This is a genomic window from Foliimonas ilicis (assembly GCF_039939195.1).
In the GTDB taxonomy this organism is placed as follows: Bacteria; Pseudomonadota; Alphaproteobacteria; order Rhizobiales; family Rhizobiaceae; genus Foliimonas; species Foliimonas ilicis.
The window spans coordinates 120,557-142,600 of the sequence record NZ_JBDUUH010000013.1; the positions used below are offsets into that span (position 1 = coordinate 120,557).

General features: G+C 56.1%; 19 protein-coding genes and 3 pseudogenes. 8 read left to right on the forward strand and 14 right to left on the reverse strand.

The window, feature by feature from the left end; all coding sequences use genetic code 11:
• Positions 1 to 25 precede the first annotated feature (25 nt).
• Genes cydB through ABFT80_RS23495 form a run of 3 tightly spaced genes read left to right on the forward strand, consistent with a single transcriptional unit; the run spans position 26 to position 1,846 of the window.
• A complete protein-coding gene (gene cydB, locus ABFT80_RS23485) occupies positions 26 to 1,174 on the forward strand; it encodes a cytochrome d ubiquinol oxidase subunit II (RefSeq protein WP_347974423.1) in 1,149 nt (382 codons plus the stop codon).
• A 22-nt stretch (positions 1,175 to 1,196) separates the two neighbouring features.
• Positions 1,197 to 1,328 (forward strand): cytochrome bd-I oxidase subunit CydX, encoded by a 132-nt coding sequence (gene cydX, locus ABFT80_RS23490; protein WP_347974371.1) that lies wholly within the window; start codon positions 1,197 to 1,199, stop codon positions 1,326 to 1,328.
• Positions 1,329 to 1,351: 23 nt separating this feature from the next.
• Positions 1,352 to 1,846, forward strand: coding sequence for a hemerythrin domain-containing protein (locus ABFT80_RS23495; RefSeq protein WP_347974372.1), 495 nt, complete (start codon positions 1,352 to 1,354; stop codon positions 1,844 to 1,846).
• Between the two features lie 5 nt (positions 1,847 to 1,851).
• Here ABFT80_RS23495 and ABFT80_RS23500 read toward each other — a convergent pair whose 3' ends face one another.
• A complete protein-coding gene (locus ABFT80_RS23500; RefSeq protein ID WP_347974373.1) occupies positions 1,852 to 2,574 on the reverse strand; it encodes a Crp/Fnr family transcriptional regulator in 723 nt (240 codons plus the stop codon).
• A gap of 788 nt (positions 2,575 to 3,362) precedes the next feature.
• On the opposite strand from ABFT80_RS23500, the gene ABFT80_RS23505 reads away from it, so the two are divergent.
• On the forward strand, positions 3,363 to 3,596 hold the full coding sequence (locus tag ABFT80_RS23505) for a hypothetical protein (protein ID WP_347974374.1): 234 nt from the start codon (positions 3,363 to 3,365) through the stop codon (positions 3,594 to 3,596).
• A 1,065-nt stretch (positions 3,597 to 4,661) separates the two neighbouring features.
• Here the strand turns inward: ABFT80_RS23505 and ABFT80_RS23510 are convergent.
• Both ABFT80_RS23510 and ABFT80_RS23515 read right to left on the reverse strand, forming a co-directional pair.
• The gene (locus tag ABFT80_RS23510; protein ID WP_347974375.1) at positions 4,662 to 4,958 is read right to left on the reverse strand and encodes a PRC-barrel domain-containing protein; all 297 of its coding nucleotides are present in this window, start codon (positions 4,956 to 4,958) and stop codon (positions 4,662 to 4,664) included.
• 405 nt (positions 4,959 to 5,363) lie between these two features.
• Positions 5,364 to 6,398 (reverse strand): AI-2E family transporter, encoded by a 1,035-nt coding sequence (locus ABFT80_RS23515; protein WP_347974376.1) that lies wholly within the window; start codon positions 6,396 to 6,398, stop codon positions 5,364 to 5,366.
• A 260-nt stretch (positions 6,399 to 6,658) separates the two neighbouring features.
• On the opposite strand from ABFT80_RS23515, the gene ABFT80_RS23520 reads away from it, so the two are divergent.
• The gene (locus ABFT80_RS23520) at positions 6,659 to 6,850 is read left to right on the forward strand and encodes a hypothetical protein (protein ID WP_455189994.1); all 192 of its coding nucleotides are present in this window, start codon (positions 6,659 to 6,661) and stop codon (positions 6,848 to 6,850) included.
• A 930-nt stretch (positions 6,851 to 7,780) separates the two neighbouring features.
• Here the strand turns inward: ABFT80_RS23520 and ABFT80_RS23525 are convergent.
• Positions 7,781 to 8,193, reverse strand: a pseudogene (locus ABFT80_RS23525) (SDR family NAD(P)-dependent oxidoreductase); the annotation flags it as partial.
• Between the two features lie 1,644 nt (positions 8,194 to 9,837).
• Here ABFT80_RS23525 and ABFT80_RS23530 point away from each other — a divergent pair.
• Positions 9,838 to 10,305 (forward strand): MucR family transcriptional regulator, encoded by a 468-nt coding sequence (locus ABFT80_RS23530; RefSeq protein WP_347974424.1) that lies wholly within the window; start codon positions 9,838 to 9,840, stop codon positions 10,303 to 10,305.
• Positions 10,306 to 10,443: 138 nt separating this feature from the next.
• Positions 10,444 to 10,968 (forward strand): hypothetical protein, encoded by a 525-nt coding sequence (locus ABFT80_RS23535; RefSeq protein WP_347974377.1) that lies wholly within the window; start codon positions 10,444 to 10,446, stop codon positions 10,966 to 10,968.
• A 606-nt stretch (positions 10,969 to 11,574) separates the two neighbouring features.
• Here ABFT80_RS23535 and istB read toward each other — a convergent pair.
• Both istB and istA read right to left on the reverse strand, forming a co-directional pair.
• Positions 11,575 to 12,351, reverse strand: a pseudogene (gene istB / locus ABFT80_RS23540) (IS21-like element helper ATPase IstB).
• 17 nt (positions 12,352 to 12,368) lie between these two features.
• A pseudogene (istA, locus tag ABFT80_RS23545) lies at positions 12,369 to 13,922 on the reverse strand (IS21 family transposase).
• Positions 13,923 to 14,812: 890 nt separating this feature from the next.
• On the opposite strand from istA, the gene ABFT80_RS23550 reads away from it, so the two are divergent.
• Positions 14,813 to 15,475, forward strand: coding sequence for a hypothetical protein (locus tag ABFT80_RS23550; RefSeq protein ID WP_347974378.1), 663 nt, complete (start codon positions 14,813 to 14,815; stop codon positions 15,473 to 15,475).
• 294 nt (positions 15,476 to 15,769) lie between these two features.
• On the opposite strand, the gene ABFT80_RS23555 is transcribed toward ABFT80_RS23550, so the two are convergent.
• The 8 genes from ABFT80_RS23555 to ABFT80_RS23590 all read right to left on the reverse strand — a co-directional run bounded on the left by ABFT80_RS23555 (position 15,770) and on the right by ABFT80_RS23590 (position 22,025).
• Positions 15,770 to 16,432 carry a nitroreductase family protein gene (locus ABFT80_RS23555; RefSeq protein ID WP_347974379.1) on the reverse strand — a complete coding sequence of 221 codons (663 nt, stop codon included), beginning with the start codon at positions 16,430 to 16,432 and terminating at the stop codon, positions 15,770 to 15,772.
• 33 nt (positions 16,433 to 16,465) lie between these two features.
• Positions 16,466 to 16,861 carry a CBS domain-containing protein gene (locus tag ABFT80_RS23560; protein ID WP_347974380.1) on the reverse strand — a complete coding sequence of 132 codons (396 nt, stop codon included), beginning with the start codon at positions 16,859 to 16,861 and terminating at the stop codon, positions 16,466 to 16,468.
• Positions 16,862 to 17,025: 164 nt separating this feature from the next.
• Entirely contained in the window at positions 17,026 to 17,994 is a 969-nt protein-coding gene (locus ABFT80_RS23565; RefSeq protein ID WP_347974381.1) for an FAD:protein FMN transferase, read from the reverse strand.
• Between the two features lie 4 nt (positions 17,995 to 17,998).
• Positions 17,999 to 19,219, reverse strand: coding sequence for an NADH:ubiquinone reductase (Na(+)-transporting) subunit F (nqrF, locus tag ABFT80_RS23570; RefSeq protein WP_347974382.1), 1,221 nt, complete (start codon positions 19,217 to 19,219; stop codon positions 17,999 to 18,001).
• Positions 19,216 to 19,818, reverse strand: coding sequence for an NADH:ubiquinone reductase (Na(+)-transporting) subunit E (gene nqrE, locus ABFT80_RS23575; protein ID WP_347974383.1), 603 nt, complete (start codon positions 19,816 to 19,818; stop codon positions 19,216 to 19,218). The genes nqrF and nqrE overlap by 4 nt, the downstream gene beginning before the upstream one ends.
• Entirely contained in the window at positions 19,815 to 20,474 is a 660-nt protein-coding gene (locus tag ABFT80_RS23580) for an NADH:ubiquinone reductase (Na(+)-transporting) subunit D (protein WP_347974384.1), read from the reverse strand. The genes nqrE and ABFT80_RS23580 overlap by 4 nt, the downstream gene beginning before the upstream one ends.
• Entirely contained in the window at positions 20,471 to 21,277 is an 807-nt protein-coding gene (nqrC, locus tag ABFT80_RS23585) for an NADH:ubiquinone reductase (Na(+)-transporting) subunit C (RefSeq protein WP_347974425.1), read from the reverse strand. The genes ABFT80_RS23580 and nqrC overlap by 4 nt, the downstream gene beginning before the upstream one ends.
• Entirely contained in the window at positions 21,270 to 22,025 is a 756-nt protein-coding gene (locus ABFT80_RS23590; protein WP_347974385.1) for an RnfABCDGE type electron transport complex subunit D, read from the reverse strand. The genes nqrC and ABFT80_RS23590 overlap by 8 nt, the downstream gene beginning before the upstream one ends.
• Positions 22,026 to 22,044: the final 19 nt, after the last annotated feature.

Consider the following 22,044-nt stretch of genomic DNA (forward strand, 5'->3'; position numbering starts at 1 on the left):
CGCCGCTTCGCAAAGGTCAATGACAATGATTGAATTCCTCTTCGATTACCAAACGCTCCGGCTGGCTTGGTGGATCCTGCTCGGCGTCTTGCTCGTAGGCTTTGCCGCAACCGATGGCTTCGATATGGGCACGGGTGCACTGCTGCCTTTTGTGGCCCGAACCGATACCGAACGGCGCGTCGTCATCAACACCATCGGACCGGTCTGGGAAGGCAATCAGGTCTGGTTCATCCTCGGGGGCGGGGCTATCTTCGCTGCTTGGCCGGCACTTTACGCTCTGAGCTTCTCCGGCTTCTATCTCGCGATGTTCCTGGTATTGATGGCGCTGATATTGCGGCCGGTTTCCATCAAGTACCGTTCGAAGCGTCCGGAGCTGGTATGGCGAACCCGCTGGGACTGGGCGCTGTTCGTCGGCAGCGCGGTTCCTGCCCTGATCTTCGGGGTCGCCGTGGGCAACACCCTGCAGGGCGTACCGTTTCACTTCACGCCGGACCTTCGCCCGATCTACGAGGGTAACCTTTTTGGGCTGCTCAATCCGCTGGCGCTCTATTGCGGTCTGGTATCACTATCGATGATCGTCATGCACGGGGCGGCTTGGCTGACCTTCAAGGCTGAAGGCGCGGTGGCGGCGCGGGCGAGGGTGCTCGGCGGCAAAGCCGCGGTCATCGCGTCGGCGCTTTTCGCTGGCGGAGGCGTGCTGGTGTGGCTGGGCCTGCTCGGCGGCTATCGCGTCACCTCGCCGGTTGTCTGGGACGGGCCGTCCAATCCTCTCGGCAAGACGGTTATTGCGGACGGGGGAGCATGGCTCGCCAACTTCCACGCATACCCGATCCTGTGGCTGGTGCCTTTGCTTGGCGTCGCGTCACCACTGCTCGCCGCCCTAGGCTTCCGGGCAGGCAAGGAGGGGCTGACTTTCCTCGCCTCGAAGCTCGGCGTTGCCATGATAATCGCGACAGTCGGCGTCGCCATGTTCCCCATCCTGTTGCCGTCCAGCACCAGCCCGGACCACTCGCTTGCTGTGTTTGATGCTTCGTCGAGCCGCGCGACGCTACGCAACATGCTAATCGCCACCGTGATCTTCATGCCAATCATCCTTGCCTACACCGCCTGGGTCTACAAGGTGCTGTGGGGCAAGGTGAGCGAAAAGAGCATTGAAAGCGGCCACTCTTACTGACATTTGTTCGGAGAATTGACACATGTGGTATTTTGCCTGGATCCTCGGCCTTGGTCTCGCAGCCGCCGTCGGCATTCTCAACGCGCTTTGGTACGAGTTGCGCACCGTCCGAAACGAACCTGTCGACGAGACGGTTCAACTCCCCACGCCTTGACGCCGTGCCTGGAGGAAGCCGTCATGAAGGACAGGGAATCCGCGCCGCGGTGCGCGCGAACGGAACAATGCCCCGTACATGGTGCATGCGCTCCGGCTCGCTTCATTCCCTGCATCGATATGGCTATGGTGCATGTGCAGAAGCTCAAACTCTGCGACGCACTCGAGGCGATTGCTGACGACTTGCCGTCACGTCTTGATCAACTGCAATGTCTGGTGATTGCCAGCAGCCTGGTGCCCCTGCTGAGGGAATGTCACCGCTTCGAGGAGGAGTTCGTCTTTCCTGTGTTTGCACGTAGCCGCAGTGGCAGCGGGATCGTGGCGCGACTGACCTCAGAACATTTGGAGGACGATTGCGCGGCGGAGGATCTCAGCGAAGCGCTGCTGGCCTATGGCCACGGCCGGCCAATCGAGAATCCGGAGGCCTTCGGCTACATGCTACGCGCGCTATTCGGCTCCATGCGGCGGCATATCGCTTTCGAGCGCGATCATCTGCTGCCTGACATGGCTAGCGGTTGAGCCACTCAGCCGCCGGCTCGAAGAGCCAGCCGCCGGAGATCGTCCACGACAACGTGACGGTTGTTCTCGATGCGGATGACAGTGTCGCCGCGCAGGCGCGTCAGTTGTCGGCTCACAGTTTCGATCGTCAGGCCGAGGAAATCGGCAATCTCGGAGCGGGACAGCGGAAGGTCGAAAGCGGCGCTACGGCGGTCAGGCTCTGCCGCGGGGTCGATGTTGTGGGCAATCATCAGCAGGAAACTCGCGACCTTTTCCGATGCAGACTTGCGCCCGAGCGTCACCATCCAATCGCGCGCCTGATCAAGTTCCTTCAGCGTCTGGTCGAGCAGCCGGTGCTCCAGGCCGGGCTGCTCGACCATCATGCGCTCGAGAACCCCGCGCGGGAAGGAACATAGCTCGACTTGGGTCGCCGCTTCAGCCGTAACCGCGCTCTCCGCCTTGAACGGTCGGCCGAGAAAGTCTGGAACGAACTGCAACCCGACGATCTGTTGGCGGCCGTCGGGCATCGTTTTCGTCAGTTTGACGACCCCTGACATCACATTCGAATAATGGTCAATGCTTTCCGCCTCGCCGATGAGTTCTTCGCCTGTGTATGCTTTGTGTTTGGAGGACGATTTTGCAAGCATTACAAGCTGGTCCGCGTGCAGAGCGCCGCAAATGCCGCCGTGCCGCGCTTCGCAGGAGGCGCAGAGGACGGGAATTCCCTTTGTGTGGACGTCTTCACGCATGATTTCTTTCTATAACGTACTTGGCTTCCATGCACCACGTGATTGCGGGCTTTATCGCAATCCCATTGTCAACTTGGACCGACGCATAACAGTTATTCAATTTCAGACGAGGGTGTTCATGTTTTTAGGCCGACATCTCAGTTGTTAGTTACTCAATCCCGGTGACGCTCGCATCTACCGTCGAATGCGTGAGCTTGTACATTCTTGGCTGAACAGTACTTGGGAAATTTCACCGAAGGCCGTCGCCTGGATTGAAACGCTGGTTTGATGCGCAAGGCGATGGAAAGCGAAAAGCCAAAATTTGTCAGAAGCAGGACGCATTAAGAGGTTGGAATGCAGTGACGCATGGATCGTATGTATCTTGGGGTTTGGAATGAAGTGGTGGCAAGTCTGTCTTTTGGGCTCAGCGCATGCAAGCCCTGAATGGTCCTGTTGCCATGGCAACTCCGCCAGCCAGAACCGGCACCGAAAATCCTTCGGCGCAGAGTTGCGGAACTCATCGTGGCCATAACGCGCGAACGGGCTGAAATCATAAAAGAAATGCGGGCTGACCGTACGTTTCGGTTGCCGGGGCGCGTCGCGGCTATTGAGATGTGCATCGAGTATGAGTTGGCCGCTTACGAACACATGCACGGAATCTATCAACGCAATGACAGCAGGAACTCGTTGGGGCCGTCCATGGATGAATAGACACAAATCCAAGAACGGCTTCGACTGACGGTCAATCTGTTCCTGCTACGAGCAGGTAATAATTTCTTTGAAAGGTTAGCTCTGGGAGGGCTTGGAAAATGAAAAACAGAATTATACACACCTTAATCGTCGCACTTAAACAGGATAGACAAATGCCAACGCTCGTTGAAGAACTTCGTGCCGTAGCGGCCAGCCCGGCCAGCCGGACAAAGGCAGAGATGGTAGAAATTTTGCTTGCCGCTGCTGATCGGATCGAAGCAAACCGTATCGAGATGACAAGAATGAAACATAACAGCGAGAATACGGGCCGATCCGGTAGAGGCACCGCGTAAAAACGAAATGCAAGTCGAGTGCAAAACGGGTGGCGGAACCGTCATCCAGTTACCGATAAAACACCGACAACTCCATTGCTTGCAAATCCTGCGAGCAGGAATTCGGAAGATGGGACGCCGTGAAAGGCAAAGTTCATGATACGGCCATGCCGAACGCGGCATCTTGTCAAGAGCGCTTTCAAGAGGACCGAGGGACAGCATCAACGACTGTGATTATCCTCATAGTGTAAGGCCCGGATAGGAACAGCGCCAGACAGTCACTGATAGATATGGTGGGTGCACACAGGCTGCAAAAGACAGGGAAAACGACAATGCAAAGCTGCCAGTTGTCGAGGACGATGATGCGCTGCGAACCCCTAAAGCATTCAAGTTTCAAAATTGTTCAGATTAAGCGTTAGGTAATTAGATGGTGTCTGGATACGGACGGGGGCTGGCATCTTCGAGCGCTTTCAATCCCTTCGGTGTTATCTTCACGACAAATTCGCCAAGATCGTCCGGACCAATCAAGCGAACGTAACCCTTCACTGCAAGGTTCCTTGCCTGTCTGTGATAGGCGGGGAGTATTGTTTCGGATCGTACAATTTTCTTCAAATAGAATAATTGCGCCCTCTGAAGAGACGACATTGTTCCCTCGTTAATCTGTTCGCAAAATGTAACTAAGTCGATAAATGTCTTCGGCAATCATCCGTTTGAATGAAAACGCACTTTTTACCGCAAAACAGTATCTAATTAGACCAAAGCAGGATCAGGTTGAAGGTGAGACCCGGCCGGAGATTTCTCGGACGCCAAACCGGGTCTCGTGGCTGCGCAGGTCGTCGCAGCTAAGATCAGCTTTCCAGAAAACTTAGATCTTATCAACCAGATTTAGAAGTGAGACCTGTTTGTCGAGCTAGGGTTTAGTCAGCGGGACTCAAGGCGCTTTTAATTATCGTACGCCGTTGCGACCATTCCACTACCAAATAACACATCTGCTTAGCGACAACGTCCATTCAACCCCCACAAGGCTTGGAGAGAGTGGGGCAAATTCATGTCGAAAAAGTAGGTAAGATGCGCCAACCTTTTACGCTAGTGATGATGCTCAGGCATTTCTTTCAGCTGCTCTTTCGTCCAGGTCGTCACTGCATGGACGTCCCCATCTCCATCGCGCATAAAGTCCAAATCTGTTATAGCCACCGCAACCGGCTTCGCTCCGATGCCGAGAAAGCCACCGACGTCAATTATGGCCTCGGCGCTGAGTCCAGTGCCGTGCAAATGGGAAACGGTTCCAATCTTATGATCATCCGCGCCATAGACGGTGGCATCTTGCAGGATATCTTCGGTTAGCTCGGCGGCTGTAAGGCGAACATGCTTTGAGTGGTCCATTTCAAACTCCAGTGTTGGAGCCGCAATAACATTTCTTCAAACCATTTTGTTCCATGAGACGTCTTGGTGGAATTAGTAGAAATGGCACCAAGATGCATAATTTAGAAGGACTCTCATCGTATCCATCACAGAGCACATGTTGGCCTGCCCACCATGCACAGGCCTGATATTTAGGTAAACTCTGTCGAAGTTTTGCCGTTGTGAGGCCGGTTATCATTGTAGTGGTGCCGTCATGGCTCAGCGAGCCGTTTGGTTTCTGCCATGTAACTGACCAGTTTTTTCGGGACATTGTCGCGAAGCGTGATTTCGGCGGCATGCGACGCTTCGATGGAGCCTTTTGAGACGCACGAAAATTCTCGTCCCGTCGGAGTCAATTTTAAGGGTTAGGACCTATTGTCCTTGGATTTATTCTCTGACATCTTGATCCGCTTCCTTCTCTTCCGTCATGCGTAGGCCGCCGCGTGACAGAAGAATCGCGAAAGCCCTGAGGGAAGGAATATGCGAGCAAACGATCATCACCATGACCATGATGGGAACGGCTAGGAACATGCCGACAGGTCCCCAAATCGCACCCCAGAACGTCAGCGAAATCACAATGGCGAAAGAGGACATTTGCAGTGTGCGTCCCATGAGCATCGGATCGGCCACATTGCCGAGCAGGAATTGGGCGGTCCCGACCACCGCGAGAAGCGCGATGACTGGTGGCAAGCTCTCGAATTGCACCAACGCGACCAGCATCGGCAACGTTGTCGCGACGATCGAGCCGAGATTGGGAATGAAGTTGAGCACAAAGGTTAGTATGGCCAGCGCTTCGGCGAAATCGAGCCCGAACGTGAGCAGGATACCGTAGACTACTAAGCCGGTGACGGCGCTGACCGCAGTTTTCACCAGCATATAGTGGTGAACGCTGCGGCTGATCGAGGAGACGACTTGGCTGATATGCCGCGCCTGCTTGGAATCTGGAAAGAGCATCGAGAGCTTAACCTCGAACCATGGTCGCTCGGCAAACAGGAAGCCGACATAGAGGATGACGAGAATGATGGCGACCAACAGGTTACCGGCCGAGCCGGCCGCCGCGCGGAGCCAGGCGCTGATATTGATGTCCTGAAACGCGCCAAGCACGCCTTCGACGACGTCGTCGCCGAGCCATGCGAACAGTGCCGCCACGGCCTCCTGCCCGCGTTCAGCATAGGTGGGTGCGACGGTAAGCACCGCGTCGATCTGAGAAGAGACGATTCCGAACAGCGCCAGCAGCATGGCTGTGATAAGCGATACGGCCGTCGCGCTTGCCAACCAATTGGGTATCCTCAACGAGCCGAAATGGAGTCGTGCTATCGTGCCGATCATCGCGCTCGTCAGACTGAAAAGCAGGATCGCGATGGCCAGCGGGATTAGGAAGAACCGGGCCTGCACCAGGAGCACCAGCACGATCGCCGCCACTATCGTTCCCAGAAACCAGCTCACGGCTCGGCTGGAACTGCCAAGTGACGAAGGATCAAAGCGCGATTTGGTCATATCTGGGCAATTACTCCTGCTGGTCGCAGTCATCTGGGACCATTTTCATGGCATCTGCTAGGTAGGCGGTCAAATTCTATGGGCGTAAGCCCTCCGTTTCGTTTTCGGGGCTCCCGGTGAAGCTCGGCACGCATAGGCTGCGCAGCAGGCTCGCAAATCAGCTTCGCTAATCCATTTTGGAGATCATGATCTCAGTAGAATCTCATGTCTCTGGCGCTGCCTTCCTCGTCTCCCGCCACGCCGTGCTCAACGAGATGCGCACGATCGATAACGTGCTACGCGCCCTGATGCGCGAGATTGGCGTCAAGCTGGGCGCGCCGTCGCGAACCATCTTCGCCAGTCGTGTGCGTGAACGGCGGGCGATGACAGCCATGTGATAGCGCTTGCCGAATCCAGAAATCGATAACTGACTATCACGAATATGTGATGCGTTGGACGTAGCGCAGCGATCGACCCGTCACTGCAGCAAATTAGGAGGTGCAAAAGTTCCGCCAAAATAATCATAAAAAATCGACGGGCGCTAACAAAGGTGGGTAGGTTGGGACAGCAACATGCGTTTCCGGACCAGGGAGGCAACAACTTCCGAGGAAGTGATCGCCTTAATCGGTTCGTCTAGTTAAACTGCGCAAAGAATGAGCGCTACTCAACCGAGATCAGTCGGAGTCAAATGGCTGCAGTGGCGGAAACGGTCGTCACGTAACATAATTCGCGACTTCGGTTGTGGGCCAAACGGTCAGGACCCTTGGTTTCGGCCGAGTGGTTTTGGCTTAGCAGGATTTACGAAGCGGTAGCTCCCCTACATAACTCAGGAAGCGCTCGGCGAGCATAAGTGATTTGCTGAAGGTCGTTCGTTTGCTTTGCCCTCATAATCAAAAGACCTTTCTCGGCAGGCATCGAAAAGAAGTTTCGCATAGTCTTCCTGACAACACCCGTCACAAGGTGCTCAGTTTTCCTTTGTCGCTACCGTATAATCGGGTGTGGTGCTCGAATCTTCCTCACCGCTCATCCGGCGACGTTAATAGACAAACTTTATTCGCGGAAAATTTCATAGGATCCGTTTCAGGGAGCGATCATGTGGAATTAGGGAAATGGTCCAGATGCAGGCTACGCAATTCCGCCGAATTGTTCACCTACTCGCCGGTGAATAGTCTTGAAACAAGAGGAAGCTATGACGAATTCCGTGGGATCATACGAGGCGTCCAGCCTGTCAGCTATACAAAAATCAAGAAAGCGCATCCTATTTGCGATATTTTCCTGATCGCCTGTTTTCTGCCTTTCATTCGGTCGGTTTGGGATTGGCAAGGGCCTGTCTGGGACACGGCCTTCTTGCAGTAAGCACGGCTGCTTACGTCGCCGGGAAGCAGAATGCACTTTCTTCCCTCTGCCTCGACTGCTGCCTTCGTTGTCTCCGCATCTTTGTGTTCGCTAAGATACGAGATAGCCACGTCGGCACCCTCGCGGGCGAACAGCACTGCAACTGCACGCCCGATGCCTGAATCGCCGCCGGTGATCAGAGCAATTTTTCCGTCGAGCTTTTTGGAGCCAAGATAGAAAGGCGCATCATAAAGCGGTTGGGGGTCGATCTTCCATTCCTCACCAGGTTTGGGATGGTGCTGTTTGGGGAAGGGCGGAACGGGTATCTTCGTGCTCCGGCCTGCATCGCAGATTTCGGTTTCGCGCGTGGCTTGGCGCGATCGTCTGCGTCCACCTTGGCTTGTATCTGCCGCTGCTTGCGTACTTCGCTTGCTGCTGAGGTTTCCTGCGTTTAGCCATTGCTATCGTCTCCCTTGTACATATGCAACGCACAAGGTGGTCAAAGGTTGACCCGAGGCAGGTCGCCACCGGCGCGGCGAACGTGTCCTAGATTAATTTTGCGGCTACCTAGCAGCACGAGAGGCGGCTCACTAAATCCTAAACTGAAGTGGGTTTCACCTACACGTGATCTTGCTTAGAACGTGAGCGGCAGTTGCCGGTACATGAGATAAATCAACGAAAAGAACGTACCGACGATCACAATCAACGAAGCGATACGCCGAATAATGCGTATTTTTCGGGTTCGTTCCCCAGTCCAATCATATCGTGAGTTGTAAGCCATATTTCAGTTCTATCGCGAGCAAGGTCTGCCTTCGGATGATGAGCAGTGCGCGCGGCTCAGTTGCACCTCGTCAACCGTTGTGACTTCGGCGAGAGCTACACCCCAACCGGAGCGCAATGGCCGAGATCAATAAAATAAGACAGACACGGTGTGTGTTAGTGTTAGCGCAGTCATCCTTGATGGGCCAATCCCGTTGAGAAAAAGTTAAATTCTCGCGTTGCTGTCTTTTCAACGCTCTGCCTTGGGGTAGAACTATAATGAAAATCACGAGCGGGGTCACATGTTGGAAAAATTTTCTCCTAAGCCTGAAGCGCCTGACCTCGATAGAGCGCTGACACCGTTGTTTGATCGTATGCTCGATGAAATGATTGCTGCTGGTATCAACAGCAGCGCAACGTAAAACACCATCAAGGCCGTAAAGCTCATTGGCTCCTGTAACAAAGCCATATCAACTACATCTACGCAAGCATTACCGATAACATCTTAGATCTGGCCGGTTTATTATTTACGGCAGGATGCCGGTTCTTTTCTTAAGGTCCAAGTTTAAATTGTGGATTCCATAGATGTCGCTTATTTTTTGCCGAATTTCATCCACACGGCGGCTGATGGCGACAATCGCCTGATCGCGATCACAGTTTCGCTCTGTACATTCGTTCCGGGCACGAAAGCCGGTCTCAAATTGACAAGAGACGCGTTGATTCTCGCATTCAGGTCCTCTGCGCACCGCCGACGTAGGCGTTTACGCACTGCTCCACGTCTAAACGCCTACGTTGTTCGTAAGCCTGCCGGATAACGGCCTCATGTGCTAGATCTCCGGGGCGATGTGACCAGTCCGTTCCGCTGGTTGCCATGTGACTGAGTTGCTTTTGCGTTGGGCGTCTCGAATGCTGATTTCTTCGCTTCGAGGACGACGATCTCGCATCGGAGTTCTTCCATCTTGCTGTCGATCTCGACCAACTTTGCTTTCAATTCGTATACGACTCCACCATACGCAACACGCCCGAGGCACCGTCAGGAAATAGCATCGGCCGACATCTGAACCTTGTGGCAACTGCTCCATAATGCCGGAGAAATGCAAAGGTCGCGCTCCAGCACCTGCTTAATGCCAGACAGATCACACTAATGCTTATCGAAATATAGCTGCGATAGACTTCTAAAATCCGGTCATTGGCCTTTCTTTGTCCTGGGACTGTCTTTGCCGCTGTTCGAACCAGATGCAGAGTGATAAACTCAAACTGACTAGGTCAATCGCAGGGTCTACATTTGACGATGACAAAGTGTTTAACGAAACAGATCGACTTAGCTGATTTAACGTCTAGAATTGCTTCAGCTTATGTAGCCAAGAACCATGTGCCGATTGGGCAAGTAGGAAGCCTTATCGGTATCATTTATAAGGCGGTGCTCCTTCTAGCCAGCGCCAAATCTCAGGTCTCGGCGGCGCAAGACCCATCAGTTCCCGCAGTGCCTATTTCACAATCTATCACTACCCGGTATCTAATCTGCCTTGAAGAGGGTAAGCGCTTCAGATCGTTGAGAAGTCATCTTCGGCTTAAACACAATATGACACCATCGGATTACCGGAAAAAATGGAAACTGCCATCGAACTATCCAATGTCTGCACCTAGCTATTCTGCAAATCGCGTAGCATTTGCCCATAGGCAAGGTCTTGGCCTAAAGATAAAGCCTGATGTTAACAAAGGGCCTTACACTCTCAAGAAGAAGCGTGATCCTAACTAGCGTTGGAATTCGAAGCGTCACCGAGCGGAGCGTCCAAGAAACTTAAAGGTTTTCGTTTTATCGACGCAGCCTTGCTGAAGGTGGCCGCAGTGAGCCATTGACGCTTCGAACGTCTCAATTGCCACCAACGCAGTGAGAATGATCAAAATAACCAGCATAATCGCTGACGGCCACCGACGGGTGGCGGCGAGGCTCGGCATTTCGATCCCGCTGCCTTCGCTGGATTATTCACAATCCATTCCGTTGCCATTCGGGCGGCTTCTAACCTCGACGCTGGCGCTCGCAATATGCCCGCTGGGCAGCGGCGGTGATGCCACCAACTGCACCGGTTCGATGCCAGCCTCCGCAATTTCAGCTTCGCCGACGGCACGTTTTGTCAGGCGGCAGAATTCCATCGAGCGCCAGACTTTTTATGCCGGACGCTCCGCGATCATGACCAATTTCAATATGTTGATGGTCGGGAAAAAATGGATAGGTCATCGGCCAATGCCGATACGTGCATGGCGGATCAGGGCGACGGATGTCGAGTTGCTCGGACGGATCGTGCGTTTATGCCTACGTGCAGTACACGATCCCTTTCAGCCGCTGGTGCCGGATGTGAAACAGAATCTGGGCCGAGCGTTTCTCCGGAAGCCGCTGCGCGCCATACCCAAACGGCTTTGAATCCGGCAGTGCAGAAAATTCTGGTCGGCGATGAATACGTCACCTGGACACATGCGTTCGGTATTTTGCCGATCAAATCCACCGGTGGCGTTGTCGGCCATGGGTCTCACGGGCTGTTTGGCGCAATGATTGTCAGGCGCAAGGTGCCAAGGGTCCAGAGGGCGAAAGAGTGCTGTTGGGCAGCGTTATCGCGCTGAAGCCGCGCGGCGGGCGGGCAAGGCAGCGCAGCTTCGTGACGATTGGCAATGATTATGACGGTCTGTCCCCGGCTTGGGGCTGCCCGGCGTAACATGGGGGCTTATCGATGTGGTTGCCTGCTGGGTCGCTCAACTATCCGTCAGTGACCTCGTGCAAAAACATGCCGAAGACCGATGCTGCCAGTCTCGAAAAATAGCCTCGCGCTCTGAGTGATGCTCAGCCTCATGCCGGGCGCGCTGGCGCAGGAGTTTTTGTTTAACCTCTCGGCCAAGATAATACTGACCGGGGCGGTAGGCGATCGGTGCGCATTTCGCAAAAAAGGGACAGTCGTTCCGCTAAGTCGCGGACAGCTGTTTCACTAACTCCGGGACAGCAGGATGGGGTCGGTTCCCGGTTGCCTGGTTGAAGTCATTTGCTATTGATTTCGCCGTTTTCAGCGTCGGTCAAGGGCGGCGGTGTTTTTTGCTTTCTCATGCTGTCACCTTCGAGCCCGATGCGATGAGCGTTGTGAATGATCCGGTCGAGAATGGCATCGGCGATTGTGGGCTCTCCGATCATGGCGTGCCACCGGGCGATGGGGAGTTTCGCGGTGATCAGGGTCGATTTCCGACGATAGCGTTCCTCGAATATGTCCAGCAGATCGAGACGCTGCTGATCGTTCAGTGTGTGGGTACCCCAATTATCGAGGATCAGCAGTTGTATCCGGGCCAGCTTGTCTACCAGCCGCGGGAAGCGCCCATCGAGGCGGGCAAGGCCGAGATCCTCCAACAGGCGCGGCATGCGCAGGTAGAGCACCGAATGGTCGAGCCTCGCCGCCTGTCGTCCGAAGGCGCAGGCCAGCCAGGTCTTTCCCGTTCCGGTCTGTCCAGTGATGATCAGGTTCTCGTGGGCCTTCAGCCATGCGCCTTGGGCCAGCGACATCGTGTTGCGCCGATCGAGACCGCGATGGGCGGCGAAGTCGATATTCTCGATGCAGGCATCCGCAAAACGCAACCTCGACGCGGCGAGCCGATTGGACAAACGCTTGTCAGCGCGGATGGCCGCTTCACGATCGAGCATCAGACCGAGCCACTCATCGCGGCTGAGATCGTCGGGGTTATTCTGTTCAGCCAGTTCCCGCTAGGCGGTCGCCATTCCGCCAAGGCCGAGGGCCTGCATCTGGTCGAGGGTGGGATGTGTCAGCATGAGTTTTATCCTTTCCTTCACTGATAGTAGGAGCCGCCACGGATGTTGGTGTGCAGGGGCGTTGGTTTGACGGGCTCGGCGGTGTGCCTTGCCCGGTCGAGGCCGGATTTGAGGATGGCATTGACGGAGGAATAGGTGATCGCGTTGATCATCAGTGCCCGCTCGCAGGCCGCTTCCAGTCGATCTCGTTCATAGCGCCGGGCCAGCGAGAGAATGCCGAACGCGGAACGGAATCCTTGCTCGGGATGGGGCCGGTCGCGCATCAGCCGCTCGACCAGAATGGCCGTGTTGGCGCCGATCGTCGTCGCCTGCCGGATCAGGTTCGCCGGCGTCGTGTTGGCATAGCGCTGGTGCGCCTTGGGCATGTGCTCGTTGACGGTGACATGGCCGGAGCGCTGGGAGCGGCGGATATGGCTGGCGATCCGCTTGTGGGCATGGAATATCTCGACAACCCGGTGCGTGAGCCGCACATTCACGCGGCGGCCGATCAGCGCATGCGGCACGGAATAGAATGTCCTGTCGACCTCGACATGGTAGTCGGGATGGACCTTCGCCGATTTCCATTCCGCATATTCGAACGGCGCCGGCGGAAATGGCGATAGTGCCGTCCGCTCGATCTCCTCGAACATCTGACGGCGGGATTTACCGACATGGCGCATGGGCCGGTTGTTCAAATCCTCCAGGAGAACGGCGATTGCGGCATTCAGATCGGCGAGGCTGAAGAAGCGCCTGTTGCGCAGCCGGGCCAGAATCCAGCGCTCCACGATCAGCACTGCACCCTCGACCTCGACCTCGACCTTGCCCTTGTCCCTCGGCTTCCGGCTTCGGGTTGGCAGGATCGTCGTGTCGTAATGTTCTGCCATGGCGGCGAAGGTCTGGTTGGGCGTCGGCTCGAACCACAGCGCCTTGACGACGCCCGCCTTCAGATTATCGCAGACGATCGTCTTCGGCACGCCGCCGAAGAAGCTCAGCGCCCGGCACTGCCCCTCGATCCAGTCGGGCAGCTTTTGACTGAAGCTGGCATGGGCGAAGGTGAAGGACGACGCACCCAGCACGGCCACGAAGATTTGCGCCTGGCGGATGACGCCGGTATCGGGATCGACGACGGGCAATGTGTGGCCGGCATAGTCGGTCTGCATCACCGCCCCCGCCACGTGACGGTTGCGGAATGTCGCGCTGGAACGCGCCGAACCTGTCGCAGAACCAAGTGTAGCCGTAACCGTCGGGATGGGCGCCGCGATATTCCTGCCAAAGCAGTGTCAGCGTTACGCCCTTGCGCTTCAGCTCGCGTGCGATTATCGCCCAATCCGGTTCGCTCAGATCCTGCGGCGGACGGCCCACCCTCCGGAATAGAAGCCGTTCAAGAGCCGCATCGTCGTCCAGCCGCGCGGAAGCGGCCAGCCACAAAGCCCAGCCTCTCGCGCTCGCAACAGATAGGTCGAAACCGAGGTCTTGCTGATCTTCAGCCGTTCCGACACCGCACGCACCGAAAGCCCATGCTCATGTGTCAGTCGCAGGATCGATCGTATGTCCTTCACGCTCGTTCGTCTCGCTTGCTTCCGTCCTGACATGGCCCTCTCAACCCGATGATGAGAGGGCAAAATGCCAGAACGGCGCTCCCGAAAACTAACCGTCATATCCGCTCCGAAAACTGTCCGTGAATTACCGGAATCGGTGTCCGTGATTTAGTGAACCACGCATTCGGCAGAAAGCCCAAACGCCGGACCGGTATTCGGCATAATCACGTCGCCCGATGGTGGTTTATCCTCACAGAGACGCAGTAGGCCACCACGCTAAGTTGATTATCGGCAGATATCGAAACTGCGAGCCACGCCGACACGACATGACGAGGACTCGTTCCTTTTGGAACGGGCAACTGGTTCTAACTATGTTCAGCCCTCGTCGATTATGATAGAAAATGCTGTGGAGGCCGAGGTAATTTGCTTCAATGCCAGCAAAGTTTCGGCTTTGTTGAACTGTCAGATGGCACCGAGATTTATCTACCATATGTGAAAGCCTATGGCAGCTAATCCTGAGATTTCAGCATGGCAGGCCTCGCTGTCGCAAATGCCGACGTGGTGTAGATGGCCTTTAAACGTTCCTCTGATGAAGCGAACGTAGATGTGATGGTCTCACCCCGGCGTTTCGGTTCTATAGCAACAGGCTGGTCACTTGGTCGTCCTCAGGTGTGAATCGCCAGACCTGCTCTGCATGGCGATAAGACGGCCGATCGGCAAAAATTCTGAAGCCTTAAGTCTCGCGCTTTGCATATTTGTGTCGGCTTGAAAAGCTCTCCCATGCCATCTGTCCTGCAAAGCACGATTGCTCTATAAACTTTTTAAAGAATTACTGGCGAGGGATGCGCGGATGCTCAACCATGGAGCATCACAAAGCTGTCGTAAATTCTTCACATTGCCTTTACATTGCAACGCATCCCGCAATTCTAAAGGATGCTTGTTCTATGAATTCGTCTGTCTATTTCTCAAAATCCGAACGCTCCCGAGCATCTCGTTTTGACATCCTCCTTGTATTTCTAACGGGCAGCGCGGTGTTCGCTGTTATGTTCTTAGTCGTGATTGTCGAACTCATTGGTGGCATTGATCACTGGAATCTCGTACGCGATCCGAATGCCATTGCCGGAAATCCCAACTATTTTGGAATCATTTCCAATCTTGGGATCGTTCTGTGGATTGGCACCGCCACAGGCGCCTTCCAAGCTTACTTAGCGCTTGGACCAAACCGCTCTGGGAACGTGGGCAGCCTTCTATTTTACGGAGCCATGTTTGCGACGATCATGGGACTCGACGATTTCTTGATGCTTCATGAATCAGTCGCGGGCGCAACAGGATTACCGGAATCCATTATACTCACACCTCACGCACTGCTGGGTGCGCTAATGTGCTATCACAGCGTAATGCTCCGAACACAGACGCCATTTGCCGCTCTTATTGCCGTGATATGCGCCTTTGGTCTGTCATTCGCATTCGATCTCTACCCAGTTTATTTCAAAGGGCAAGTTTTCTTGGAGGAAAGTTTCAAGCTTCTTGGGATCTCGATGCTGGCCGCTTATCTGGTGGTGGTCGGCCAGGACGCAATGCGCAAGCGGGTAAGCGAGATCGTCTAGCAGAGATGACGCTACCTCAGATGAAGTGTTACAGAGAGGTCTTTCTGCCACAGCCCCAAAGGGCAAGGCCGGTACATTTGGAATGCAAAGGTCGAGGCACCGTATCAGCAGTTCAAATTCGTCAACCAAAGCCACCATTTTCACTGCGCACTATAAGATTGTCACTAGTCGCGCTTCTTTAAACGCAATCGGCATGGCGGGGCCTCCATGAGGCCCCGTTTTTAATTACCGGTGGGGTTTGCCCTCCGCAGTCAAACCACGATTTTTGTATGATGACACAATTACACTTCCATATCAGCCTGGCTCACCAATAGGCTGGATATAGGTTATGGAGAGATGATCGGCGAATTTCAGGGCGGACTGTACTGCTTCACGATCGACCGTCCCAAGCAGGCAAGTACCCAGTCCTTCTGCTGCACAGAACAGATACACATTTTGCGCCATGATGGCCGAATTGACGCGGGCAGCGATCGTTATTTCCTCAGGGGCTGAAGTGACGATATCCCCGGCGGCGGCTTCGAGCTTTTGCCTGTCTGAGACGTAGATCAGCACCACTGGTGCACGGCGAACGAAGGCGGTGGGGCTGACATCGGCGCGGATATCGGCATCGGACACTTTTTTGAGCGCATTGGCGATGGGGTCGTAAAGGCTGACGCCATCCTCAAGCGCGGCGTAGATGTCGATATGCTTTGCGCCATGCCAGGCAGGTGCGGTGCGTCCATCGCTATCAATGCGGTTTACACCGTTCGCTGCCCAGAGCACTTCAAGTACCTTTTCGCGTGGCACATCGCCGCGTCCGAAGCGCTTGGTCGAACGGCGCTGCTTCAAAGCCTCTTGCACCGAAACATTCGCCGCGCCACCGGAGGCCGATTGCGCGTTGACCGCGCCAACGAGACCGGCGGAAGCGGCTGCACTGGTTCCTGCGAGAAACAATCTTCTCGAAAGCTGCTGTTTCATGATGTCAGTCCTTTCTTTATCAATGTTGTCCGCTCATATCCATTGCCGTGCAAGGGCATTGAGGACGTCTGTGCGGCTGATTTGGCCGACGAGTCGGCCATGGCGGGTTACGGGGAACCGTCGGAACGAACTCGCGACAAAGCGCTCGCAGGCTTCAACGATGTCGATACCTGCGTCGAGTGTTTCGAGCTCCGTACTCATATAATCGGCGACACTGCCACCCCATTGTTTGTAGTAGGAGGCGTTGAGCGCCGCCTTCAGGCAGTCGCGCTTCGACAGTACGCCCACAAGATCGCCCGCCTGATCGACAACGCAGGCGCCCGACACTCCATTTTGCATAAGTACGTGGACGGCCTGCACGATCTCCATGTCCGGTGCCAGCGTGATCAGGTCCGTGCGCATGTGATCAGCGATAGTATCGAGCTTCATGGTATTCTTCCTTTGGAAGGCCTGTCACATGCGTGGCATTTGCCGCCGCAGGCCGCACCCCCACAGGATCCACGCAGCGGCGCGTAACCGGCAAGGATGCCCGCAGCCAGAGCCAGCATGGCGAACCCGGTTAGCACGATAGCAGCAAGAACGGTCTCCATGTCTCAAACCCTCCCATATTTTTTGAACAAGGGGTTAGCCTTAGTCTGGAGCCCGCTCGCTTCGCGCAGGAGATAAAGGACGGGAATGCCATTGGCGGAGGCGTAGGCAAGGCCGCTTTCCGGACCCATAACCAGGAGCGCAGTCGCAAAAGCATCGGCTTCCACAGCGGTTGAAGCCAACACAGAAACGGATGCAACGTTGTTGCGAATAGGCTCGCCGGTCGCAGGGTCAATCGTGTGGCTGTAGCGACGGCCCGCAATCTCGTAGGCATTGATCGCATCGCCAGAAGTCGCCATCGCCATGTCGGTGAGGAGAAGGATAGAGTGCACGCCAGAGTCTAGTGGATCGGCAATTCCGACGCGCCATAGGGAGCCGTCAGGGCGCGTCCCGCGGGCATAGACTTCGCCGCCTACCTCAATCAGGAAGCCGGGCGTGCAAAGAGTGTTTAAATGCTCGGCGAGGAGGTCTACGGCATAGCCCTTTGCTATACCGCAGAGATCAAGTGAGAGCGCCGGGTTGGCTTTGGAAAGTCCTTCGGCGCTGACCGCGAACGCTGTATAGGGACCAGGACGCCCGGACGCGATCGGTCCGAAGCCGTAGCGATGAACAGCAGGTCCGACACCCGGATCGAACGCACCATCGGTCAATTGTGCGACTTTGAGGGCTTGGGTGGCGACCGTTCGCAACTGATCCGATATCGCGAAACAGGCGGTATTAGGCTGGATGTTGAAGCGCGAAAGTTCAGAATCCGCACGAAACGGACTCATCGAATGCTCAATCCGGGCTAGTATCTGACGGAGATTTATCCCAAGTGTAGGAGTATCGAAGTCAGCTGGAAGGGTGACGTGCCAGCGAGTTCCGAAAGCGCGCCCGGAGATGCGAGTAAGACTGGCAATACCGGCAAATGATGGCATAACCATCATTCCGGTCAGGCCGCCCAGTCCAAGCACAATCTCGCGTCTTGTTGTCATGCTTCTAAATCCCGAAATCGTCGTTGAAGATGCTCTCACTCTCGACGCCGCATTCATCGAGCATTGCGTACACGGCCTCGATCATCAGCGGTGGACCACACAGGTAGTATTCGCAGTCTTCCGGCGCCGGGTGGTCCTTGAGATAGGCGCGAAAGACGACATCATGAACGAAGCCCGTTTCGCCTTCCCACGCATCGTTTCTGGCCGGCTCGGAAAGGGCTGGCACCCATTGGAAGTTCTCGTGGCGACGGGCTAGCTCGTCGAATTCATCGGCATAGAACAACTCACCGCGGCTGCGCGCACCGTACCAAAAACTAATCTTACGCCTGCTCGCTTGTCGTTCGAGCATATCCGTTATGATGGCGCGTAACGGCGCCATTCCGACGCCGCCGCCGATGAATACCATCTCCCGGTTGCTGTCCTGCGCCGCGAAATGCCCATAAGGGCCGGCAACCTCGACCGTGTCGCCCTCGCGTAGACCGAATAGCCATGATGAAACGATGCCCGGAGGCACCCGAGGTTTGGCGGGCGGCGGGGTGGCCAAGCGGATGTTGAGCACAATCAGGCCCGCGTCCTGCGGGCGGCTTGCGACCGAATAAGCACGAGAGACAGCCATGGAGCTTTGTGAGGCGAGCTTGTCAATCCCGAGTTTTTTCCATTCGGCCGTGTGCTGCGGTTCGAGTGCGATACTGGAGAAGGCCAAGCTGTAGGGGGGCGCGGTGATCTGCACGAAGTTACCAGCCCGGAATTTGAACTTCGCCCCTTCGGACAAGGCGAGCACGATCTCCTTGATCAGGGGTGTGACACTGCGTGACGATACCACGCGGCAGGACATTGTGGTGATGCCGAGGACCTCCTCCGGGACGGTAACACTGGTATCGTTGCGCACCACGATCTGGCATGCGAGGCGCATCCCCGCACGGATGTCGGCCCGGGACAGGCGGGCACGTTCCGTCGGCAGTGGCTCGCCGGTTCCCGTGATGCCGCTGACCCGACACAGGCCGCAGGTCCCCGCTCCCGCGCAGCCCGATGGTACGGCGACGCCGTTGACGTTGAGTATGTCGAGCAGCTTGAAGTTTGCCAACCCGGTGAACTGGCGCTCGCCATTGACGGTGATCGTGACGGGCCGCGACGGCAACAAATACTCCCGCGCGGTATGGACGAGGATTGCCAGGATGACTAGCAGCAAGGATATGAATCCGATGCCGAGCAGGATTTCCATCATAGTACGCGCACTCCCACGAAAGCAGAGAATGCCATGGAAAGGAGTCCTGTGACGATGAAGGCGATGCCGAGGCCTTGCAGGCCCTTGGGAATATCGGCGTACCGCAATCTTTCGCGGATTGCAGCTAGCGTGATGATGGCGAGCGCCCAGCCGATGCCAGTGCCGATGCCGTAGATTGTACTCTCGGCGAGATCGTACTGCCGCTCGACCATAAACAAGCTGCCGCCTATGATGGCGCAATTGATGGCGAGCAGCGGCAAATAGATGCCCAACGCGCGGTAAAGAGCGGGGATATACCGGTCGAGCAACATTTCGATGATCTGCACCATTGCCGCGACGATGCCGATGAAGGTGATGAGCCTCATGAAACCAAGGTCGACACTGGGTAGCCCTGCCCATCCAAGCGCTCCCGCGCTAAGAATATAGGCGTGCAGCAAATAGTTCAGCGGAACGCTTAGCGACTGTACGACGATCAGCGCCACCCCGACCCCGAAGGCCGTCTCCACCCGCTTGGAAACCGCGAGGAAGGTACACATGCCGAGGAAGAAGGAAAGCGCCAGGTTTTCCTCGAAGATGGAGCGCTGGAACAACTCGATCATGTCTCGGCCGCTCTTTCCTGCTGGCGCAGTTCGAACTCGGGGGCCTCCACCTGGGCAGGACGCACGCTTCGAATCGCCCATACGAGAAGGCCGAGAATGACGAAGGCGCTCGGCGCGAGCAGCATCAGTCGCAAAGGCTCGTACCAGCCGCCATCAGCCGCCATCGGCAGCAGATTGACGCCGAAGATGCTTCCCGATCCGAACAACTCGCGGATTGCAGCGACGATGAGAAGGACGAAGCTGTAGCCGAGACCGTTGCCTACACCGTCCACCATGCTCGAAACTACCGGGTTGTGCAGCGCATAGGCCTCCGTTCGCCCGAGCACGATGCAATTCGTCGCGATCAGTGAGACGAAGACCGTCAGCCGCTGGCTCATCTCGTAGGCAAAGGCCTGCAGCATCTGGTCGGCGACGATGACCAGTGATGCAATGATAGTGATCTGCAGGATGATGCGGACGGAAGATGGGATGTGGCGGCGGATAGCGCTTATGATCCCGGCCGATAGGCCGAGCACAGTTGTCAGTGCGATCGACATGGTCAGCGCGGTGGACACGGAGGTCGTGACCGCGAGCGCCGAGCAGATGCCGAGGATATGGACGGTCACAGGATTTTTGTCGACCAGGGGATCCGTCAGGTTGCGGAATGGGATCGTCATCGGATCTCTCCGTTCTTCAGTCTGTCCAGGAAGGGACCGAAGCCGCGCTCCCCCATCCAGAACTCGAGCATGTCCGAAATCGCGTATCCCGTGACGCTCGCGCCTGAGATGCCGTCGACCTCGTGGGGACCGTTGGCGCTGCCACGCACGACGGAAATAGCGAAGTCACCGTCGTCGAAAATGTGTTTTCCCGCCCACTGCGCTTGCCAGCTATCCTCGGCGATACGTGCACCAAGACCAGGCGTCTCGCCCTGCTCATAGACGGTGAAGGCGGCAACGGTGTCGAGATCGGCTTCCAACGCTAGATAAGCGCTGATCGTCGATTGATAACCTGCGCCGCGAACCGGCAGCACGACGAGCGCCAATTCCTCGCCGCGCCGCAAAATATAGACAAGCGCATGGTTTTCCCGACGGCCGAGGCCGGCGAGGTCGTCAGCGCGGGGTAGGGCGGAACTTCGCTCCAGGTCTACCGCCTCGGCGCGCTGATCAAAACTTGCTGGATCTATATCCGCTGCGACCGTTCCGCTGGCGAGGTCTATGACAAGGGTTTCAACTCCACTCGCCCCGGACTCCTTCAATATTTCGGCTATACCGGGAAGGTTCTCCAGCATCTTCGCCATGCGGCCCTGTTGCTGGGCAGATATGTTTTCTTGCTGGATTGGTCGTAGGGCCACCGTTGCAATGGAGACGGTCAGGCCGCATCCGACCGCTATCAGCAGCGACACGCCGATCGTCTTCACCCGATCAGTGTTTGGGCGATTGAGAAAGCGCCGCCATGGGCCGGGGGGGCGGGTGTCAGCCATCACGCCTTATCCTCCGTTTCACATGAACCGACATGACCACATAGTCGATCAACGGCGCGAAGATGCTGCTCATCAGGATGGCAAAAATTGTCGCCCCGAATACAGATCCAGCCTGCGAGAAGAGGCCGATAAGCAAGCCGGTCAGAATGCCTTGGGTCCAGCGGGCGGGATTGCTCGAGGCGGAGCACACGGGATCGGCCGCAAGGAAAAGGATAGCGCAACCGATCGCACCCGAAAGCAGGATGACGGAAAGATCGTTACCCTGCGACCAAACAACCAAGGCCATCGCGCCAAAGACGGCAAGTAGCAGCCGCCACGACGCCTGACCGCTGGAAAGAAGTAGCAGCAGAGCCGGAATCAATGTCGGCAACGGAATGTTTGGGCCGGCGCGATAGTCGACGTCAGTGAAGGAGAACATCAGGAAAGCGAGGCCAGCGACGGCCGGATGCACGAAGTTGCGTCCGCGCCCACCAAACACCTGTTCCGCGATCAGCACGCCGAAGCTGACACCCAAAGCCAGTTGCCACAACGGCGCTTCGACCGGAACAAGGAGGGCGATAAGAATCGCGGTGACGATGCCATCGATCCCGACTTTCTCTTCCCGGATGCGGGCGAAGAGATATTGCCAAGCGAGTGTCAGGAATAGAGCGAGAAACAGCCAGACGGCAAACCTCCCCCCTCCCGCTAGGACTGCGGCCACGACCGGTGCTATCAGACCAAGCAACGCTGGCATGGCACTGCCTGCCAATGCGATATCGCCGATATGG

Bases quoted from the DNA above. Each gene is read 5' to 3' on its own strand.
- cydB (WP_347974423.1), top strand. From the start codon at position 26: ATGATTGAATTCCTCTTCGATTACCAAACGCTCCGGCTGGCTTGGTGG.
- cydX (WP_347974371.1), top strand. From the start codon at position 1,197: ATGTGGTATTTTGCCTGGATCCTCGGCCTTGGTCTCGCAGCCGCCGTC.
- ABFT80_RS23495 (WP_347974372.1), top strand. From the start codon at position 1,352: ATGAAGGACAGGGAATCCGCGCCGCGGTGCGCGCGAACGGAACAATGC.
- ABFT80_RS23500 (WP_347974373.1), bottom strand. From the start codon at position 2,574: ATGCGTGAAGACGTCCACACAAAGGGAATTCCCGTCCTCTGCGCCTCC.
- ABFT80_RS23505 (WP_347974374.1), top strand. From the start codon at position 3,363: ATGAAAAACAGAATTATACACACCTTAATCGTCGCACTTAAACAGGAT.
- ABFT80_RS23510 (WP_347974375.1), bottom strand. From the start codon at position 4,958: ATGGACCACTCAAAGCATGTTCGCCTTACAGCCGCCGAGCTAACCGAA.
- ABFT80_RS23520 (WP_455189994.1), top strand. From the start codon at position 6,659: ATGATCTCAGTAGAATCTCATGTCTCTGGCGCTGCCTTCCTCGTCTCC.
- ABFT80_RS23530 (WP_347974424.1), top strand. From the start codon at position 9,838: ATGACAAAGTGTTTAACGAAACAGATCGACTTAGCTGATTTAACGTCT.
- ABFT80_RS23535 (WP_347974377.1), top strand. From the start codon at position 10,444: ATGATCAAAATAACCAGCATAATCGCTGACGGCCACCGACGGGTGGCG.
- ABFT80_RS23550 (WP_347974378.1), top strand. From the start codon at position 14,813: ATGAATTCGTCTGTCTATTTCTCAAAATCCGAACGCTCCCGAGCATCT.
- ABFT80_RS23555 (WP_347974379.1), bottom strand. From the start codon at position 16,432: ATGAAACAGCAGCTTTCGAGAAGATTGTTTCTCGCAGGAACCAGTGCA.
- ABFT80_RS23560 (WP_347974380.1), bottom strand. From the start codon at position 16,861: ATGAAGCTCGATACTATCGCTGATCACATGCGCACGGACCTGATCACG.
- ABFT80_RS23565 (WP_347974381.1), bottom strand. From the start codon at position 17,994: ATGACAACAAGACGCGAGATTGTGCTTGGACTGGGCGGCCTGACCGGA.
- nqrF (WP_347974382.1), bottom strand. From the start codon at position 19,219: ATGATGGAAATCCTGCTCGGCATCGGATTCATATCCTTGCTGCTAGTC.
- nqrE (WP_347974383.1), bottom strand. From the start codon at position 19,818: ATGATCGAGTTGTTCCAGCGCTCCATCTTCGAGGAAAACCTGGCGCTT.
- ABFT80_RS23580 (WP_347974384.1), bottom strand. From the start codon at position 20,474: ATGACGATCCCATTCCGCAACCTGACGGATCCCCTGGTCGACAAAAAT.
- nqrC (WP_347974425.1), bottom strand. From the start codon at position 21,277: ATGGCTGACACCCGCCCCCCCGGCCCATGGCGGCGCTTTCTCAATCGC.